The organism is Sphingobium sp. (genome assembly GCF_032153725.1).
GTDB lineage: Bacteria > Pseudomonadota > Alphaproteobacteria > Sphingomonadales > Sphingomonadaceae > Sphingobium.
Genome location: NZ_JALDYQ010000038.1, coordinates 1 through 19,593, shown reverse-complemented (window position 1 = coordinate 19,593; position 19,593 = coordinate 1). Strand labels below are relative to the sequence as shown.

Genomic DNA, 19,593 nt, shown 5'->3' with positions numbered 1-19,593 from the left:
CGAGCTCATGCTTGGAGTTGAACTTGCATCGATCGTATGCCTCTTATCGAAAGATGATGTGAATATTCGGGCGGCTGGACGACCTCGAACTCGATGTCTCGAGCAAGGAATTCCTCCCACAGGACATTCAGCTGAAGACGCGCCAGTCGAGCGCCCAGGCAGCGATGAATACCATGACCGAAGCTGAGGTGCGTTTCAGGGCGCTTCCGGTCCAAAGTGAACTCGTCTGGCCGTTCGATTACGTCCTCGTCCCTGTTGGCCGATATGTACCACAGGACGACTTTGTCCCCCTTTGCGATATGCTTGCCTCCAAGATCATAATCCTCTAGCGCGGTGCGGCGAAAATGGATCACCGGGGTCTGCCAGCGGAGGCTTTCTTCGACGAAGGTTGGGATCAAGGACTGGTCACTTCTGAGCCTACGCAGCTGGTCGGGGAAACTGGACAATGCGTAGAGGCCGCCGCTCATCGTGTTGCGCGTTGTATCATTGCCGCCCACCAGAAACGTCGTCAGCGTACCCATTTTTTCGCGCGGATCGATCTCGTTGAAGAGGGGGCTATGAGCGAGAATGGAGATGAGGTTGTTCTCCGCGGGCCGCTGCATACGGTCCTGCCACAACTCCATCATCCTATCACTGAACCGCCATTTTGCCGCCTCACGTTCATCTTCGGACTTTACTGGGCTGTGGGGATCACTCAAATCCGCAGTGATGACATCGGACCAGTTTACGAGCTCGCGCTTCTTCTCCATCGGATAATCCATGAGAGCTGCAAGCATCGTTGATGTTATCTCAACCGATACCCGATCAACCCAGTCGAACGCCTCGCCCCGAGGAAGAGAATCTAACACCTGCCGTGTCGTCTTACGAATTAGCGGCTCCAGCGGGTCCACGCCGCGCGGCAATCCAAGAACATTAACGACGGCACGTCGCTCGCTGTGCTGTGGCGGATCCATCAGGAAAAAACTTCTGACGACCAGTTCCGGTGGGCGGTCGCGAATCTGGATGCCGCCAAGCTCTGCGTCCGATGAGAATATCCTGTGGTTTCTCTCAACTTCTTCGATGTCGCGAAACTTGGTTACCGCCCAGTACGAACCATGTATGCTGTCGGCGACGTAATGGACAGGATCCTCTCGTCTTAGACGAGCAAAATGGGGCTCCCATCCGTTTTGTGCGTACGTAGTTGGATCGCTGATTGCCGTATCGACCTCGTGAAATGAACTCGATAACATAGACCTTCTCCTTAGCCGCCACCCAGTTACCGCGGTTATTAATAAAAGTTATTCACAAAGGCGCCTGAACGCTCTTATAAGTGCAGACCCAGAGTTACTCCAAAGGTTCTGGGCTCCGATGGCTGAGCGATGTCCCCTACGGTAGCGGCGGTAATTGACTGGGTATATTCTTCGGAGAAGAGGTTTCTCGCCCAAATTCTACCGAAGTACCTCTGGTTCGGAGCCGTCCATTGCAAGGATGCGTTGACTACGTCGAAGGCGGATTGATGGGTGTTGCTCAAGACATAATAGTCGTACCCGCTATTATGAGTATAGCTTGCGGCTAGAGCGAAGTCGCCGGACTTAGTGGGAACCTTGTAGATCGCGTTGACAGTGGCCACAAACTTGGGAGTGCGGACAGTGTCCTCCCCTGACGCATCACCAATGGACTGTATGTTCCCGCCGGTCGGTCGAACCGTATAGCGAGGCGCGCCGGGAAAGGAGTCATACTTTCCATCCAGGAACGTAACGCCACCTTTCAGCGACAGATTTCGAATGGGCTGAGCGTCGTACTCTAGCTCAAGGCCCTTGATAGTGGCTCGAGCTGCGTTCAGCGTGACAACCACGCCACTCTGAAAACTGTTCAGCTGAATATTTTTGTACTTGTATAGAAACGCCGACAAGTTGACGCGCAGGCGGTTATCGAAGAGCGTATTCTTCAAGCCGACTTCGTAGGCGTCAAGAACCTCGGGGAGCACCGCGGGGTCGCGCGGCGCCACCGTGTTGTAGAAGCCGCTCTTGAACCCGCGGCTGATAGAGCCATAGCCCATGACGTCTTCGCTGAAGTGATGGTCAAGCGCGAAGCGCCAGGTTGCTTTGTTGTCGCGCCGAGAGTTTACGATGGTCGGCCCCGGACCTGCCGGAGTAAGGTTGTTGCCCTCGACTCTGCGCTTATCACTCGTGTATCGTAGGCCAACTGTCACGTTGGTATCCACGGCAAGCTCATAGGAGCCCTGCGCAAAGCCGGCGAGCGAAGAAGTCGTTTGTCCACCGATCCTGTCCAGGAATGCAAGCGGTGCGACAACTGCGCCGGTGAGCCGAGAGCGATCGGTCCGGTCGCTAGCCCGCAGGTAGAAGGCACCTAGGATCCACTGGAACGAGGAACTGCCCTTGGAGAGTAGTTGGAGTTCCTGCGTAAAACTGTGCGCCGTGGATATGCGGTCAGTGTCGAGGATCGGTAAGGGCGTAGCGTCAAAGTCGATCTTCGCTGTACCCCGGGTCCACTGGTACGCCGAGATGCTGACCAGCTCGACATCACCCATCCCATGATTGAGCTTGCCGCTGACGCTCCAGTGTTCGTTGCTCGCTTCTTCGGGGCCCGTGCCTCGCGGCGAATAGAAGCCATCGGAACCGCGCCCGTCCAGGCCCAGAGATCCTGGTGCCAGCACGAGAGCGACATGGCTGCCGGTGACCTTGGAGTAGGAGCCGGCGAGCCGAAGGGCCGTATTGGGGCCGGCATTCACCAGCAGATTGCTGCGAGCGTCAAATTCGCGGGGCCTGTACAGGTCCCGGGACGTGTTTTTGCTGTAGCCGTTGCCGAAGCGGCGGACCGACGTCCCGAGATCGATGGCTACGTTTTCCGATAAGCCGGTCGATCCATAGACGCTTCCCTCAATCCTATCGTAGTTCCCGTAGCCAAGCTGAGCGTCGAGGATCGGGGTGAACGACGGGGTGCGAGTCACGATGTTAAGGACCCCGCCCGAAGCGTTGCGTCCGAAGAGCGTGCCCTGTGGACCCTTCAGGACTTCGACCCGCTCGAGATTGCTGAAGGAGAAGACTGACGCGCTAAGCGACGTCTGGTAAACGCCGTCGATGTAAACCGCCACTGGCGATTCATTTCCCACAAGAGAGGTCGATGCGCCGATACCGCGGATATATGGGGTCGCGCCGCCGTTCTGGACGCGAAAGTCGAGGCTGGGGACGATGGCTTGAAGGGATGTTGATCCGTCGACCCCTAGAAGCTTGCTGTCAGCGCCCGTGACCGCTTGAACCGCGATGGGGACGTCTTGCAACCGCTCTTCGCGGCGCTGCGCCGTTACGACGATATCGCCGATGCCTTGATCGGCCGCATCTGACTCCCGTTCGGCTTGCGACGGAGCTTGGGCCATTGCTGGACAAGTTGTCACAACGGTCAATGCAAATCCCGAGATCATGGTGGCAAAGCCTGCGTTCATACACCCCCTCCTTATGGCCGCGCATTTTTGCGCGATTGCGGCCCTCAGCAGAGTGTTGCAATGTGATCTTCGCACGACTGAGCTTTGAGGCCGATCCCTTGGAGTAAAGCTAGGTGATCGGGCGTAGCAAGAGACCTAAGTCCCATCGGTCGGTTGCCAGGTTCTCCGGTTAGCGAATAGAACCGTAGAGCGATGCGAGCGCCAGACGGCGCTCGTTCGGGTCGTTCCGAGACCCGTCTCGGCTGATCAGATCCGGGCTTTGGTTCGGGATGACACAAAGCAGGTAATCAGGAGAGTTTTGATGGCCCCGAGGCTCACACATATTGTTCTGCAGACTGAAGACATACCGAGATTGCGGGATTGGTATAACCATGTTCTGGATGCGCATGTCGTTTACGAGGACGACAATATCTGTTTCATCACCTATGATCACGAGCATCATAGAATCGCGTTCATCAACAATGGCTTGATAAGAAAGCTGAGTGGTGCCGAGGCCGTTGAAGATTCGGCCGGGCACGTTGTCCGTTCCGGGCTTAATCATTTTGCCTACGCTCTCGAGAGCCATACGGCTCTGGCCGATAACTACGATCGGCTCAAGGGTGCCGGCATAGTCCCGTATTGGTGCATCGATCACGGCCCTGCGACGGCGATGTACTACAAAGATCCCGATGGGAACTCGATGGAGTTCCAAGTGGACAATTTCACCACCTCTGAAGAATGCCAAAATTATATGCGCTCTCAGGCGTTCCGGGACAATCCGATCGGCGTTGAGTATGACCCCGAAGCTTTTCGGAATCGCGCCAACATCGATAGCGATGCCGCTGAAACCGCTGAAACCGTGGGTGACCGATAAATTATGAAACTCCTGAGCTTTGTAGGCGCGCAATCAGAACCCCGCATCGGCGTCGTGTTGGCAGACCTTGGTGCGGAATCGATCGTCGATGTCGCGGGAGCACATCGTCAGCTATCTGAAACATCAGAGACGTCCGTCGGTGTCGAGGCTGCGTTGCGCGGCGGCGATATGAAGGCACTTCTTGAAACTGGTGAGGCGGGGATGGAGGCGCTTCGAGCGCTGCTTGCGAGGGTGTCGCGGTTAATTTCCGCTCCCGAGGAGCGCGCCAACTGGTCGCGAAGTCGGTTGCTCCTCGACCCGCAGGGAATTCAATTCCTCCCGCCTGTTCCCCGCCCAGGAAAGATCATCTCCGTAGGGGCCAATTACCCCAAGCATCTGACGGAGTTGGATGATTCCAGTTTTTCGTCGATAATTCCTGGTCTGAAGGACAAAGACTTCCCTATCGCCTTCGCCAAGATGCCATCGACCCTTACCGCTCATGGAGCGCCGATAGTGTATCCCAAGTGGACCACCGAACTGGACTACGAAGGGGAGTTCTGCCTCGTAATCGGCAAACGATGCAAGAATGTGCCTGCCGAGGACGCCCTGAGCGTAATCGCCGGCTACACCATTATCAACGACGTTTCGATGCGCGACATCCAGGTTGCCGAGATGAAGCGCGGTATGCTCTTGATGGGCAAAAATCTGGATACGACGATGCCAGCAGGCCCCTATCTTGTCACACCCGACGAGATTGCGGATCCGATGAATGTTCGTCTTCGAACGCTGGTCAACGGCGAGGAGCGGCAATCTGCCAGCACGTCTGAGATGATCATCGATATCCCGAGCATCATCGCTTATTGGTCGCGAATGACGCTCGAGCCCGGAGATATGATTACGACCGGATCCCCAGCGGGTGTGGCTATCGGCAGTGCGGATCCTGCGCGCAACCTTCTGAAACCGGGTGACGTCGTGGAGGTGGAGATCGAAGGCCTCGGCCGATTGCGGAACCGAGTGGAGGCAGACCAAGGGATCTAAATGTTGGGGCAACGGACCGACTGAGGACGCGGATCGGAGAAGGCGGACTTGAGAAGCAAGCCAGTGTTTGCTTACGCAGGTGCCATTTCCGCCTTCACCGCAGAGCTTAGAGCGGCCGGGTCGGACGACTGCCAAGGCGTAGAATGTCGAGATTACTTCTGTGAGTCGAAGCAAGCGTTGGTCCACGGGCACCTTCGCCAATAATCTCGAGACATTGGAGCGACGACCCGTTGTGCTGTCAGCTATACGCCTGAGGTCTTCCAAGTCACTAGCCCGTCGCGAACTACCGGATAATACCGGGCCAAGTGATCCGGTCGGAGTGAATTGGCCGACGCGCATTCCGAAGAGCGTCCGGCACGGGATGGGATGTGGGACCGTAGCGGTGCAACTCTCAATTCGAGGGTGCCACTTAGGTCTCTTGAGGGGAAGCTCTCGAGCTGCTGTTATCTAAATCACGAATTTGATCGTAACAGAATCACAAAGCCGAGGTAGCAATGATAAAGCTGGCTAACCAAGACCTCATCTCCGTGCCGGAGCCGTCTCTAACACCAGATGAGATGGTTGCCAGGGCGGCGGGTCTTCGCAATCTTCTTCTGGAAAAACAGGCGACTGCTGAAGAGCTGGGCGCACCCGACCCCGGCGTGAACAATGCGCTGATCGAAGCGGGTTTCTACCGCGTGGTTCAGCCGCGACGGTTTGGCGGATATGAATTCGATCTGGCGGACTTCGCTCGCGTGACGATCGAGTTGGCACGCGGCTGTCCATCTACGGCTTGGTATTTCTCCTTCTCCGCTGGTCACGCGCTCTTTGTCGCCCAGCTCTTCCCGGAAGAAGCACAGCACGCGGCGTTCGGACCATCGGGCGAGTTCTACGCGCCGGGCCGATTGCCCATGGGAACGGCCGTCCCGGTGGACGGGGGCTGGAGGATCAAGGGCCGATGGGATTATTGTTCCGGAGCCCGCTATGCCAACTATTTCGTTCCAGCCGTGCTCGTCCCGCCGGAGGACGACCCCGAAGCGGCGCCAAGCGAGGTTGCCATGGCAATCGTGCCTCGAGCCAAGTGGGAACTGATCGATGATTGGCGCGACATGCTTGGTTTGCGGGGATCAAGCTCCAACTCAATCTCCATCGATGACCAGGTTATTCCTGCACGCGATCTGGTGCGGGCGAACTTCATGTCGGTCGACCTGTCGAAGCCGCCTCTGGGTTACGAAATTCACCGCAATCCGCTATACGGCGGCCGGTTGCAGGGGGCAGTTCATACATCATTCGCCGCTGTGTCGGTCGGTGCCGCCTGGGCTATGCTCGACGAATATGAGCGGACGATCAAGTCGAGGAAGACCTATTTTCCGCCAATCGTACCGCGCTTTCAGCACCATCAGTATCAGCGTATTTATGGTCAGGCTTACGGCAAGATCACAACTGCACAAACGATTGTGGTCAGCACGGCCGCACAGCACCGGGCGCTCGCCGCCCGCAGCGTAGAGGGCGGTCCGGCTTTTGCCCCGGCGGAGGAAATGGCCCTGATCACTCAGTACCAGAACGCGATGGAATTAGCTCTCGAAGCAGTCGATATGCTCTGGCGTACCGCTGGCTCAACAGCGACCCGCGATGACAGCCGGATGCAGCGCTATTATCGCGACTGCGCTATGATGCGAACGCATCTCAGTCAGCAATATGAGCCGTTCGCTGAAAGTTTCGCGCTGGTTCGGCTTGGACTGGAAGGACAGAGCGTTCGGGCGGGACAAACGGCCGATCAGATGGAGAGCCGCATCAAGAAGACCATCGATCTCGTGGAAGAGGAGGCTCCACAGCAGCCCCTCGCCGTTTCTGGGACCGGGCGGAGATGACGGTCCCTCGCGCACTTGACGGAATCCGGGTTATAGACTTTGGACAGTATCTCGCGGGGCCACTAACCGCGATGATCCTGGCTGACAATGGTGCTGACGTCATTCGCGTGGACCCGCCGACGGGGCCAAGGTGGCACCATTCCGTGAATACCATAGTGCAGCGCGGCAAGCGAAGCATCGCGCTGGATCTCAAGAACGAGCAAGATCTTGGCGTGGCGATGAAGTTGATCGCCGGCGCTGACGTGGTCATAGAGGGCTTTCGACCAGGCGTGATGGATCGCCTTCAGCTTGGTCCTGCCGCTATGACCAAGGCCAATCCCGAGCTTATATACGCCTCCTTGCCCGGCTTCGGCAAAGATGACCCACGAGCACACGAAGCGGGTTGGGAAGGCATCATCGGCGCGGCAACTGGGCATTTTGCACCAGGTTCGGTTCTGCCTACCGTGGGCGCGACGCGGATCGCAGAATTCTCGCCATTGCCGCTTGCCTCCGTCTTTGCGGCCTTCATCGCACTCAACGCGATCACTTCAGCTTTGATCGCCCGCGAACGAGACGGGCTTGGACAGACGATCGAGGTGCCGCTGTACAACGCCATGTTCGAACTGATCGGGATCACGGGCCAACGTGCGGCTGAGCCACCGCGAAAATGGCGGCATGCCGCAATGGACATCCACACCAAGACATCCGATGATCGTTGGATATTGATCTCCTTGCAAGCGGACCGCCACTACCGGTGGTTCGCAAAGGAGTTCTTTCCCCAGGATTGGATTCACAGTGGTTGGGACGATCCCACCCGACTGCGCCGCGACGGCGAGTTGGCATTGCAGGTGCGCGAACAGATATGCCAGCTCGTAAGGACGAAGTCGGCGGATGTATGGGAGCGTGACGTTGCCAGGATCGGGGTGCCGGTGGGCATATGCCAGTCCACGCGCGAATGGCTGCAGGACAGCCAAGCCCACTCCTCAGGGGCAATAACAAAGGTCGTCGATCCTGAGCTGGGAACTACGCTCCAAGCAGGATTCCCGTTCTCGATGAGCCTGACGCCCCCCAGGGTTGGCAGCGCACGGCATTCACTTGATGCAGATCGCCAGGAGATTCTGCGCGAACTCGAAGCCAATGAACGCTTATCCGAAGTTTCCCGCGTCGCCGTAAACGAGCAGGCCTCTCAGTCCGCCCTGGATGGCCTGCGCGTGCTCGATCTGACTACCGTGGTGGCAGGCCCCACAGCAGGACGCATCCTCGCGGAATACGGCGCGAGCGTAACAAAGATAAACCAACCCAATTATTATATTCTCTGCCATCTCCATGCGAGCAGTGGCAAAGACTCGGTTCTCTTGGACATCTCCGTTCCCGAAGGCAAGGAAGTGCTATGGAGGCTCGTGGAGCAGGCCGACGTCCTCATTCACAACATGCCGGGAGACGCTCCTGCTCGACTGGGAATATCGGAAGGCGAGATACGCCAACGGCGCCCCGACATCATTTACTGCTCGATCGATACCTATGGTCCAGGCGGACCGCGCCAAGGCCGGCGCGGGTACGAACCGTTCGGCCAAGCGGCCACCGGCCTGCTGTGCCGGTCCACTGGTGGCGGGCCACCTATATACAAATTTGCGGTGTGTGACTTCGGCACGGGCGAGCTCGCCGCGTCGGCCATTCTATTAGCTTTGTATCATCGCATGCGGAGCGGACAAGGACAGCATGTCCGCGCATCGCTCGTGCAGACGGCCACATTTCTTCAGATCCCGTTTATGCTGCGCGGTGAAACTGAGGCGAATGATGATGAGCTGGAAGTGCCCCCTTTCGCCGAGAACGCCAACCGCATCTACAAGTGCCTCGAGGGATGGGTGTACGTGTACGCACCTGAAGCAGAGGACAATCGACGCCTCCATGCCGCTACGGGCGTGGGCGACGGAGATCAAGCTGGGCTGGAGCGCGTTTTCGCAGGAGAAAGTTCGCAGAAATGGGTTTCTCGGCTTCGGGCCGTGGGTATCGCCGCCTTATCCGTTGCGACTGTTGAGGAAGCGATGGAGGACGAACGCGCCAAAAAACTAGGCTTGAGCGTGGTGCGGTTTCATCCGGACGTCGGTGAGGTGCGCCTGACGGGACCCGCCTCGAGACTCTCGCGGACACCAGTGAAGCTCACTGCGCCGACGTCGTTGCCTGGAACGGGAACCCAGAAGGTTATCGACGAACTCGGATTGAGCGACAGCTTCAGCGAGCTTCTGGCATCTGGTGCTGTTGCTGAGCGCCTGCCCGAGGATATAATCGTCCTGCTATGACTCCACCGTCTCGACGTAACGGATGTAAACCCGCGAGGGATCGGTCGCTGACGCGATGCGACAAGTGCGCGCGACGATAAGGTTGCACGAACGCCTTTACCTATGGGGCAATCCCATTATGTGATAGAAGAAGGGTTCGCGCGTCGTGTGCTGGTGGCGCGACAGAGTGAAGGCCGTAAGATGCTAGGAGTGGACAACGCAATTGAATTTGCCTCGGATAGCCACGCTGAAGCATGGCGAAGTAGCTATCTGGCATCTCAGCTGCCTTATATAGCAAAGAAGCTCCTTCCCGAATCCAGAATGGAGCGGATGGACGCCAACAGCGTGATCGCCGGCAAGGAGGGCAGGTTGTTTGTCGTTCTTGAGGGATCTTTGCGTGTATATCAGCGATCGACAGGTGGGCGTGAGTTAGTATTCAACTATCTTGTGCCAGGTGATACGATCGGTTTGGCACTATCGGTTGCGCCTAAGCTCTTCGATGCGCTTGAAGCAAAAATATTTGCTATAACGCCGGCTATTATACTTCACTTGCCCTATAAGATGTTTCTGGGTCTTGTAGAAAATGACCTACTTGCAGTGCGCAGCATTGCAGAAGAGGTGATCCGATTGCTGTTATGTGGTCACATAATGTTGGCCAAAAGCCTATCTCTTCCAGTTAAAGGACGCATCGCTTTGAGCCTGCTGGAACTCTCCATGCGGGAGCAGGGCATCCCAGTAATTCGATCGACCCAGCAAGAAATAGCCAACGCGGCCGGGACGGTTCGACGGGTGGTCGTCAGGACCATGGGGGAGTTTAAAGAGAGCGGGATTTTAGAACGTAAATCCGGCGCCTGGATCATCACAGACGAACTGGAACTCTTCAAGATATCAGAGCATGCGCGCAATAGTAGCGCAGAACCACATTGACGCCCCATGGGCAATGCTCGTGACCTGATCAGTGATTTGTCTATATCAAGGTCAACCACCCGTCGACGTCAGCTCAATTTTCCCAGACCAAAAGTGCGCACGGGATGCGTTTATGGCTGATCAGTTCGTCACGCCACCCCCGGGCACATCCTTTTCGCGCTCCGCATAATAGTCTTCAGTTGCCTTGCCGATCGCAATTTTGGTCTGGTCTCCAAGGATGGAAAACTGCTTCAAAGCAACTTCCTCCGAAGTCCTGATAGCGGCAGAGTAGCCTCGATAGCGCGGGGCAACCTCTGTCGCGATCAGATTATACGACCGCATCGTAGCTTCCCTATTGGCCCAGTCGTTCGCCCAAAGAAGGAACGTTCCGAATCCGCCGGATGCATCGCGGAGTTTTTCAATTTGCGCTATCGCGTCATCGGGCGTGCCGATCACGGCAAAACCGCTCTCTGTCAACGCGTCAATATAGTCGTCGGCGTTCTTCGCGCTCTCAGGAACGACGTCCAGCCCTCCGATTCTCGTGTTGTAATACACCCAGCGCGCGAGGCCATCTCGAACTTCCTTGCGTGCTTGGTCCCGCGTTTCGGCGATATGCATGGGCGAGACGAGCCGCCAATCATCGCGCCGGCTGGATTGATCGTGCTTGGCAGCTTCGTTTTGGCAAATCTCCCAATTGCTCTCAAGCGCGTTGCGTGTCGCCGAATGTCCCGCGTTGAGGGAGAGCATGGAGGCTCCGTATCTGCCTGCCAACTTGGCACCCGAAGGCGACACCATCGACGTTACGGCCAGCTCGAAGCACGGCTGGGTATAAGGCAGAAGCTGAAGGCGTGCTTCGCGGAGTTCCCAGTGCGGGGTCTTCATCGTCACCGTCTCGCCACGCAATAGGGGGATGATTGCAGCAAGGCTCCGCTCCATCATGGGCCGGAGATCGGTGGATTCGAGACCATACATGTAAGCATCGTACGGCAGCGCTCCCGGACCCATCCCCAACATAACCCTTCCGCGGGTAAGGTGGTCCAGTAACACCAGCCGCTCGGCGACATTGAAGGGATGGTGATAAGGGAGAGATACTACGCCGGTTCCCAGGCGAATGCGACTGGTCTTGGCTGCCGCATAGCCGAGGAACACTTCGGGAGACGCGACATACTCCCAGCCTGTTGAGTGATGCTCCCCGATCCAAGCTTCATCAAAACCGATCTCCTCCATCCACTGGACGAGTTCGACATCCCGATGAAGCGCTCGATTAGCATCCTCATGGGAGGAATGTATTGGCGAGATGAACGCACCGAATTTAAGTGGTCTAGTCTCTGACATACACGCTTCCTTCACATTACGTCTGTCCACAGTGATCGCATCTATGAACTTGGTATGTACTGCACCATGACAAGTTCATGCGTTGCGAGACTATTCCCAAGTTGCCACATGCTTTGCTGCAGCTTCTCCGGCTAAGTCGCGGTCAACACAGTGCCTAGCCCCTCACTTGGGTTCGCTGGATCTTCAATGAGAACTCCAGACGTTCTGCAGTTCTCAGCGGCTCAGCCAAGTAGGTCTACGAGCTTCCGGATTTTGGTTTCGGACCAAGTGGGCAACTTGAAAACGCAGCGTTCCGCTCCAAGATCGAGAGAACCGAGACGGGTGAGATAGATAGTCACCTTAATGGGCGGTCGACCGCGCTCGGCCGCCCTGTAGTTTATCGTAAGAATGCCGATCTTCATTCCATGGCGCCAACGCTAGCGCTGCACTCGGTCATGCGGGGCGACCGTTGCCTCACACCTCCGTTGGTCAGCCCGTGTCCACCATGCAAGCTGTCAACGTACTTCTTTCCGAGAAGTTAAAAGCGGTAGCTGAACGAGGCGCCGTAGGTTGCCGGCATCGCTGCATATTTTATTATCGTGTCGTTCGCCTTTTGGACATTCAGCCAGTAGTATTCATTGGTAACGTTTCGGCCCCAAAGAGTAGCTCTCCAGCGGGAGTCCGCTGACTTAATTCCGATGTTGAGATCCAGCGTAGTATAAGATGGGATGGTGTACAGGTTTGGGTAGCCGATCGAGGCGTTTGTGCTGCTGCTGTAAGCGAGCGAGGCGCCACCAAAGGCGTGAAGGCGATCGCTAACTCGCCACTCATACTGGATGTCCCCGTTGGCAGTCCAAGTCGGCGTGAATGGCAGCCTCGAGCCGGCAAAATCCTGGGTAACACCGCTAACTGCAAAACCGGTAAATCGCTTGATCTTCGAACTGAGATAAGTCGCGGACCCACTGACATTGAGACCCTTAACAGGAGCCCAGATTATCTGGCCCTCCGCACCCGCTATCTTGGACTTTGGTACATTTACCGCGCTTTCGATGAGGTTGAAAATGGGAACGGGAATTTTTCCGCGAACTTGCTTGTTCTTGTAGTCGTAATAGAATGCAGCACCATTTAGCTGCATTGTCCGGTCGAGCAGCGACAGCTTGAAGCCGCCCTCATAGGCGAGCAGCTCTTCCTGAACCACGGGATCGTATTGTGAACTGAAGAGCGAACCCAGCGTTGGGAAGCCGCCCCCCTTATAGCCCTTGCTAACGGTTGCGTAGAACAGCAGGCCCGAAGCTGGCGTCCAGTCGACGCCGCCGGTCCACGACACACTATCTTCCTTGAGCGTATTAACAACCACGCCGGGTTCCAAGGTGTCGGCGTTCAAGGTGGCGCAATCGTTTATGCCAAGCGGAGCCAAGGGCGGTAAGCCCGCGGCCGCTCGAATGATGTTGTTAAGGTTGGTGTACGATGAAGCTGTTGCCGCAGCTCCCGCCCCGTTCTGACACCCTTGGAACGCACGCTTGATATCCGTGTAACGAATACCGCCCCTTATCTTAACAGTGTCCAGGACCTGGTACTCTGCATGCGCAAACGCGGCGTAGGTGTCTACACGTTGACGAGCGAAATTCTCGGATAATTCAAAATCAATTACTCCAGGAATTAGGCGGTTGTTCGTGGCAATGTCGAATTCAAATCGTTGGACATCAGACGACCGGTCATGGCCGTAGCTCGCCCCTGCAGTCCAGTTGAAACGATCGGTATCGCCACTCAATCGCAATTCTTGCGTAAAGCTTTCAATAAAGCTTGGCTCGATGCTGACATCAAGATTGCTGAAGCTGAAGCCATCCGTTTCAAGCCTCGAGCGAGTCCGGAGTTTTGAAAAGGCCGTGATGCTGTCGACATGCACAGCGTCGCTTACCTTGAAGACGAGGTGCCCAGACGCCTGCAAGAAACGGTCGTGCCGGCGAAGCGGGCGCCGGTTCCAGTCAGCCGCTCGTGCATTTTGTGGGGGTAACGGGTAGTTTGTCAGTTCCGGCAGCGGAGGCCCTTGCAGATCCAGCGCTACGAGTTGCGGGGCCTGAGTATCGCCATCGTCGGTCCAGCCATTAAGATTGAGCATAACGGAGAGGCGATCAGTGGGCTGCCAGTCCAACAGAAGACGACCTTGGAACTGGTTCTTATCGCCCAGTTCATCGTCGCGCGTATAGCTCTTCTGCCATTCGCTCGATTGGACTGTCCTGACAGCGAGACGTGCGTTGAGCGTACCGGTCAATGGCCCGCTGACAAAGCCAGAGGTGTCGAGCGTGTTGAACCGGCCAAAGCTCATATCGAAGCCCGCCTTTGGAACGGCAGTCGGCTTTGCGGCAATATAGTTGATCGCGCCGCCGGTGGCGCTTTGGCCAAAAAGCGTGCCCTGCGGTCCCTTGAGGACCTCGACTCGATCAAGATCGAACGAGATACCTTTCGTCTGGGACGAGTATGGCAGCGGCACCTCATCCAGATAGACGCTGACGCTGGGACTGGCGGCCAGGCTGTAGTCATAGAAACCGACCCCGCGCAGCGTGTACACCGGCACGGCGTAAGGGGTGGGCTGCGCAGTAAATCCGGGAATGATACGTTGCAGATCCGATGGGCTGCTTATCTGCTTCTGGAGGAGCTCATCGCCCGTTACGGCGGCAATTGTCATGCCAACCTTGTTAATCGACTCGCTTCGCCGCTGAGCGGTGACGATAATGTCTCCGATCTGCATCGCCTGCTCATCGGATGAGGCGGGACTTTGAACGGCGGAAGAATCAGGTTGGCTACTCTCAGTCGATGTTTGTGATTGCGCAGCAACAGGTGCCGCAATAGCGACCGCGCATACTCCGCTGCAGAATGATGCTTTCCAGGACATAATCACCCCCTCCTCGTATGAATTCCACATCCTTATTGCTGGACGTAGTTTCTTTGATGTTTATTGATGGTCGACTCAGCCATCTTCTGAACGTCTAAATTTAACCGACGCGCGTAGTAGCCGTAGTCTGTTGCGCGGCGCCCCAAGTACCTATTGTGTATTTTGGAGGTTATCGGTCTGTGTACGCGATCGGCAAGAGACCTTAGTCACTCTAAGCTGGGCCACTGTGTGAGCGCGTTTGCCGGCAACGGCGGAGCTCGCCGGACTTCGGCCGCGGTGAGGACCCGGACGGCGACATGGCGCATGTCTGAATGGCAGCGGCGTGATCCGGTCGGTGAAGACCTGCCGGATCACGGCGGCGACGAGGGTAATCAGACCTTCGCGACGTTGCGACTAAAGTGGGCGCGGCAGCGCTTGCAGGTAGAGCCGACGACGCGAGTCATGGCGGTCTTCGGCCCATCGGGCGCAACGGAAATCACGAGCTTCACGCCTTTGAGCCCGCGTCGGACTGGATCAGACGGGAAGGTTGAGCAGCATGATCGGCGTTTGATCGCGTCATCGGTGGCGTGGGCGGAAGTCTTTGGCTCGGACCGGGTGGGATTCAGGATTGGCAATGAAGGGTTCGACCGCTGACCGGCGTCTCAGACGTCGCTCAGTCGGCCTCGCGACGCGATTCCTCAGGCCCTGGTGGGAACTCTGAGGCGATGCTCTCCGAGTTGTAACCGCGATGTCTGGTATATGCTACGATACGTCGGAGGGTTGTGCCGATCTGGGCTTCAATCGCGGGGTGATCTTAAAGGGGGGGGTGGCGAGCGCAGGGATCCTGGGCGAGGCTGCGATATGGCCGACGAACCGGCCGCCCGAGCAACGCCCCACTGGAGTGACGACGCTGACTTTGACCGAAACACATTACTGGCCTTGCCTTTCGCGATACACGTCACTGCGAGCGCTGTGGTCCATAGACTTTTTTGGATGACGCTCGGACGCTGCAGGCGCCGGCGCGGTTGGCTATGTGCAGTCCATACGCGCACGCTCTTCATCCTGTACTTGATGTGCGGATGAATGGCTGAGCGCACGCCGGCGGTCTGTTCTAAGCCACTTTCAGCGCATTCATAACCCAAGAGATGAACTTGCGACTAGCATCCCGCACCGAGTTCAATGAGGCGACATAATCTGGATTGTCGACATTGATTGAGACCACCGGCCATGAAGCTTGGTGAAATGCCATAGCCGATCGCATCTCGGCAAATTCTCTCCGGAATGCCGCACGAGTCTCTGAGTTTTCGAAGGCTTCATCGCCCAAGGAATCAATCTCAGAGTTCTGCGCTAGGATCACGCGACGTAACTGGACCACCTCCCGGCGATGTTGGGCGAAGTTGGCCCCCCCCAGCCTCGCCGCTTGCACGTGTGCGCCCTCGAGTGTGTTGACTGCGGCCAATAGCTTTTCTCTGCCTGTCACTCAGGATCGCCCATGAAAATTGAGTCGCCTGCAAGCCAGTGCAATCTTGCCGGACGGCTGGACCCGTTGATTACTGGTGACGTATATTCAACACAACGGTCTTCTTGACAAGATGGCGCGCGTCAGGCGCTGTGCGTCAGCCTTTCGGTTCATCAGGGCTGACATGGCAGCGATCGTAAACGCATCAAGTCGTGAGCAACGCTCGCCAACCGCGCCAGGATTTGCGGCTGCAATTGTTCTTCATATAAGCGTTATCGAGCGGCGGGCTGGTTCCTCGTAGTCCTGCTGCTGATAGGGGCGGGACGAAGGTCGAGGATCAGCGTCGACCACTCCTCTCGTGGCTTCCTGTGACCGCTGACCTTACGCCAGCGTCGCTCGACCACCTTTAGTGCGCTGTCCCATCCGACCGAACGCATAGGCGCCGCCACAGAGGATTGTGCAGGATCTGCACCGCGTCGTGCTAGGCGAACGGCTTTCATTCTATTTGCCAACGTCGATTCAGCGCATCCGTCGCATCTTGATGGAGCGTTCGGAGCCAGAGGAACACCTGGCGGGCGCTACCGAGCTCACGGAACTTGGCGAAACACCAGATGGAGGGCCGGTTGGACGAGCTCGTCAGGGTCGATTTCAATCTGACCGCTTCGTTCGGGCACTGGCCCAGCGGAAGCGTGAACCGATATTCGTCGCGGCGCGCCTTGGCGTCACGCGCGGCCAGACCGCGCTGCCCGATGAGGCTGAGCTCATATTACAACATCGTTCCCTTCAGGCCCGAGCAACAAACGTCGTTGATCAGCAGAGGATCATAGGCTTCATCGGTATCGATCACCAGCGTGCCCCCCAACGCGCAGCGATCCATGAGATGATGCCTGTCGCCGCCGTTTCGAGCAAGACGCCAAGCCTTGATGCAGCAAACTGCGCCGAAGTCGCCCGATATCGCGAGCAGACCATTGCAACCAGTTTCTCAAAGACAGAGCGTTCCATGCTCCTTGATCCGGATCGTCCAAGAACTTCGTCGATCATGGTAGCCAAGGCAAAGCCGGCTGCCGTCGCAGCGCCTCGCAGGCCATACTGGCGACGATGGCTTTCAAGATTTCCTGAAACCTTCGCTATCGTAGATTGGCGCACATAGTTGGCCGCAGCGCGCAACAGGTGATTAGCGAATTCTTTCTGGTCGGCCAGGTGACGGGGGCTACCAAGGCGACCTCGCGGTCGCGCTTCAGCTCAGGGGCGTGAAGCTTGCGCTGCAGGAGCGCATGAAGCGAACGCCTCGTTGCCCAACGGCAACGTTAATGAACCGCTATCAGCCGATGGTCGAGTCCGGCGAACTTGTCGGGATCGATCCTGCATCAGCCATTGCCACAATGGCAAACGGGCGAAGTTCCTACACGACTGCCGCCGACGCTGTGTCGGGCATGAGGAGATCGATTGTTAATCTACAGCCCCGCGTGATCTTGGCGGGACAGGGCACGTAGATTGGCCGCTCCGACCAGTGTCACGGTTCGCCGGTCCTACTCGTCGGCCTGGTGCTTAAGCACTTCGCGACGGAATTCAGCTGGGGACCGACTTCTCACCTGCCTGAATGCGCGTGAGAAATGCGAAGCGCTCGAAAAGCCACATGCGCTGGCGATCCACTTGATGGACCGGCTGGGTTCTGACGACATGAGCTCGCAGGCGCGGTCGACCCGCATTTCTCGCAAGAGGTTGGTGAAACTTGTCTCCTCGGAAGAAAAGAGCCGGTAGATCTGCCGTTCGGAAATGCCCGCCGCATGGCTGATGGAGGATATGGATAAACCGGAGTCCCGTAAATTATGCCTAATGTAGTCGGCTAGGACGAGGAAGGTCTTCCTGCCTTCGTGCAGATTTGTCCCTAACTGGGTTTCCGATGCGAAAACGCGCAGCATCAGACTGGCGATCGTCGGAAGGATCATCTCCACAGAAGCAGGATTGCCGACTCTTCGCTCATCCGCCGCGACTTCCAGGATCGCGGCCAATATCGCTCCCGGCCCGGTGAGTGCTGAAATGGGACGTTCCAATATCGTCTCGAGGATCGCGCGGGTGCTGTCCTCGAGCACGGTAGCCGGGAATGATACCGTTATGTAGCGAAAGTCGCCATAGCTGCGCACCCCGGCAGGATGGACCCACCGCGTAAGGAGGAGTTGGCGGGGACGGGGCATGTTCGACAGCACGCCCGTCGGCTGGTTCGTCCCGCCGAGCGAAAGGATGCAGGTCAGCCGGTCGCCCGGATGCTGTGCCGAAGCGATGTCGCGGACATGGATCAAGCCGCTCCCGCTCAGCGAGATGAACCACCAGTCGCCAATCGCCGACGTCCGCCCGGAAATCTCGTTCGCACTGCCCTCGATCGCGATCTCAACGGAGTCGATCAGTCTGATAAGGCCTTCCGGCGCCGCCGCGAGATGCTTTTCACTAAAGAGCGAACGTATCGGACGATATCGAATGATTGGCAACGGACTCTCGCTCCCTTCCATTGCTCCTCCCAACCGACCACCTTCGTCGTTGCTTATTAGCCGAACGGTCTGAGTGCGAGCGGCTCAGACCGCTTTTGGCAGATTCCATCAAGTGGTTTGCAGGATTTGTATCATGGTCTTTCATTATGAGCCAATGGCAGCACAAGCGGAGAAGATGGTTCAAGAACATGGGCAGACATGGTGACGGGCGAACGATCTGCCGTGGCGATGGTCTGCCTGCTGGTTGTGACGTTCCGTTTATCATCGGCGCTTCCGTACACCGGCATATGCGGGCATACGGGTCGGCTGTGCTTTGCGAACTTGAGGCGGTAAGGCCTCGCAAAACCGCAGGTGACTTGCGCGCCATGCAGTTTGCTGCGGGTGATTTTGTTCCATAATTAGAATTGCTGGGTCGAAGATGCTATGACTGGTCAGCCGAACAAGCAGTATGATCGCGTGGTCCGGACCGTTTGTTCGCCGAACGATCATGCCACGTGTGGCGTTAATGCATTTGTCAAGGACGGACGGGTGGTGAAGCTGGAGCCCGCGTCCTATCCGCGCCCCGGGTTCGAGAGAATTTGCCTGCGTGGCATAACCATGGCCACCCAGCGGCTTCACCATCCTGACCGTCTGCGTCATCCCCTCATCCGTACGGGCGAGCGCGGCGAAGGCAAATGGCGCGAAGTCAGCTGGGACGAAGCCTATGACTATATCATCGCGCGGCAGGCGAAGGCGACGGCCGAACATGGTTCACGGGCGAATGCGTGGCTGTCAGGCAGCGGCAACGTGGCCTTCCATGCGGGGAATGCGGCGGCGCGGGTCGCCAACGATCTCGAGGGTTCGGTATTCTCTTTCTTCGGCCTGTCGGGCGACTTCGCAGGAATGGCGGGCTTCGCGGCGGTCGCGGGCTCCATGTGCTGGGCCAACGACATCTCTGAAATCGGCGGCGCGACATATTTTCTGAGCGTTGGCAGGAACGTGTGCGACACGGCGCACAGCGAAATGCATTTTATCTTCGATGCCATGGAGAACGGCACCAAATTCGTGATGATAGACCCGCGCTATTCCCGTTCCGTTGCCAAAGCGGACGAATGGCTCGCGCCGCGCCCAGGAACCGCGCATCGCCGATGGCCAGA

Annotated in this window: 12 protein-coding genes and 2 pseudogenes; 8 read left to right on the top strand and 6 right to left on the bottom strand. The window is 57.3% G+C overall.

What is annotated here, in order from left to right; translation table 11 throughout:
- Positions 1 to 5: 5 nt before the first annotated feature.
- Positions 6 to 1,229 carry a cytochrome P450 gene (locus RUH75_RS13375; protein WP_313806708.1) on the bottom strand — a complete coding sequence of 408 codons (1,224 nt, stop codon included), beginning with the start codon at positions 1,227 to 1,229 and terminating at the stop codon, positions 6 to 8.
- Between the two features lie 74 nt (positions 1,230 to 1,303).
- Positions 1,304 to 3,442, bottom strand: coding sequence for a TonB-dependent receptor (locus RUH75_RS13370; protein WP_313806706.1), 2,139 nt, complete (start codon positions 3,440 to 3,442; stop codon positions 1,304 to 1,306).
- A 301-nt stretch (positions 3,443 to 3,743) separates the two neighbouring features.
- Here RUH75_RS13370 and RUH75_RS13365 point away from each other — a divergent pair, with 301 nt between their 5' ends.
- From RUH75_RS13365 to RUH75_RS13345, 5 genes are all read left to right on the top strand, one after another.
- Positions 3,744 to 4,295, top strand: coding sequence for a VOC family protein (locus tag RUH75_RS13365; RefSeq protein WP_313806702.1), 552 nt, complete (start codon positions 3,744 to 3,746; stop codon positions 4,293 to 4,295).
- A 3-nt stretch (positions 4,296 to 4,298) separates the two neighbouring features.
- The gene (locus tag RUH75_RS13360; RefSeq protein WP_313806700.1) at positions 4,299 to 5,312 is read left to right on the top strand and encodes a fumarylacetoacetate hydrolase family protein; all 1,014 of its coding nucleotides are present in this window, start codon (positions 4,299 to 4,301) and stop codon (positions 5,310 to 5,312) included.
- A 494-nt stretch (positions 5,313 to 5,806) separates the two neighbouring features.
- Complete coding sequence (locus RUH75_RS13355; RefSeq protein ID WP_313806698.1) at positions 5,807 to 7,162, top strand: acyl-CoA dehydrogenase family protein; 1,356 nt, start codon at positions 5,807 to 5,809, stop codon at positions 7,160 to 7,162.
- Positions 7,159 to 9,441 carry a CaiB/BaiF CoA-transferase family protein gene (locus RUH75_RS13350; RefSeq protein ID WP_313806696.1) on the top strand — a complete coding sequence of 761 codons (2,283 nt, stop codon included), beginning with the start codon at positions 7,159 to 7,161 and terminating at the stop codon, positions 9,439 to 9,441. Before RUH75_RS13355 ends, RUH75_RS13350 begins: the two co-directional genes overlap by 4 nt.
- Positions 9,442 to 9,561: 120 nt before the next feature.
- Complete coding sequence (locus tag RUH75_RS13345; protein WP_313806694.1) at positions 9,562 to 10,347, top strand: Crp/Fnr family transcriptional regulator; 786 nt, start codon at positions 9,562 to 9,564, stop codon at positions 10,345 to 10,347.
- Positions 10,348 to 10,467: 120 nt separating this feature from the next.
- Here the strand turns inward: RUH75_RS13345 and RUH75_RS13340 are convergent, their stop codons facing one another.
- The 3 genes and pseudogenes from RUH75_RS13340 to RUH75_RS13330 all read right to left on the bottom strand — a co-directional run.
- Positions 10,468 to 11,661, bottom strand: coding sequence for an LLM class flavin-dependent oxidoreductase (locus RUH75_RS13340; RefSeq protein WP_313806692.1), 1,194 nt, complete (start codon positions 11,659 to 11,661; stop codon positions 10,468 to 10,470).
- 517 nt (positions 11,662 to 12,178) lie between these two features.
- The gene (locus RUH75_RS13335) at positions 12,179 to 14,533 is read right to left on the bottom strand and encodes a TonB-dependent receptor domain-containing protein (RefSeq protein ID WP_313806690.1); all 2,355 of its coding nucleotides are present in this window, start codon (positions 14,531 to 14,533) and stop codon (positions 12,179 to 12,181) included.
- A gap of 336 nt (positions 14,534 to 14,869) precedes the next feature.
- A pseudogene (locus RUH75_RS13330) lies at positions 14,870 to 15,063 on the bottom strand (transposase); the annotation flags it as partial.
- 1,365 nt (positions 15,064 to 16,428) lie between these two features.
- Between RUH75_RS13330 and RUH75_RS13325 the strand changes: the two are divergent.
- On the top strand, positions 16,429 to 17,121 hold the full coding sequence (locus RUH75_RS13325) for a hypothetical protein (RefSeq protein ID WP_313806688.1): 693 nt from the start codon (positions 16,429 to 16,431) through the stop codon (positions 17,119 to 17,121).
- Between the two features lie 379 nt (positions 17,122 to 17,500).
- Here the strand turns inward: RUH75_RS13325 and RUH75_RS13320 are convergent, their stop codons facing one another.
- Positions 17,501 to 18,478: a helix-turn-helix domain-containing protein gene (locus RUH75_RS13320; RefSeq protein ID WP_313806685.1), complete on the bottom strand. Its 978-nt coding sequence runs from the start codon at positions 18,476 to 18,478 to the stop codon at positions 17,501 to 17,503.
- Positions 18,479 to 18,880: 402 nt separating this feature from the next.
- Between RUH75_RS13320 and RUH75_RS23680 the strand changes: the two are divergent.
- Both RUH75_RS23680 and RUH75_RS13315 read left to right on the top strand, forming a co-directional pair.
- Positions 18,881 to 19,000 (top strand): annotated as a pseudogene (locus tag RUH75_RS23680) (hypothetical protein); the annotation flags it as partial.
- 54 nt (positions 19,001 to 19,054) lie between these two features.
- Positions 19,055 to 19,593, top strand: a 539-nt coding sequence (locus RUH75_RS13315; protein WP_313806683.1) for a molybdopterin-dependent oxidoreductase, incomplete at its 3' end; no start/stop codon positions are given.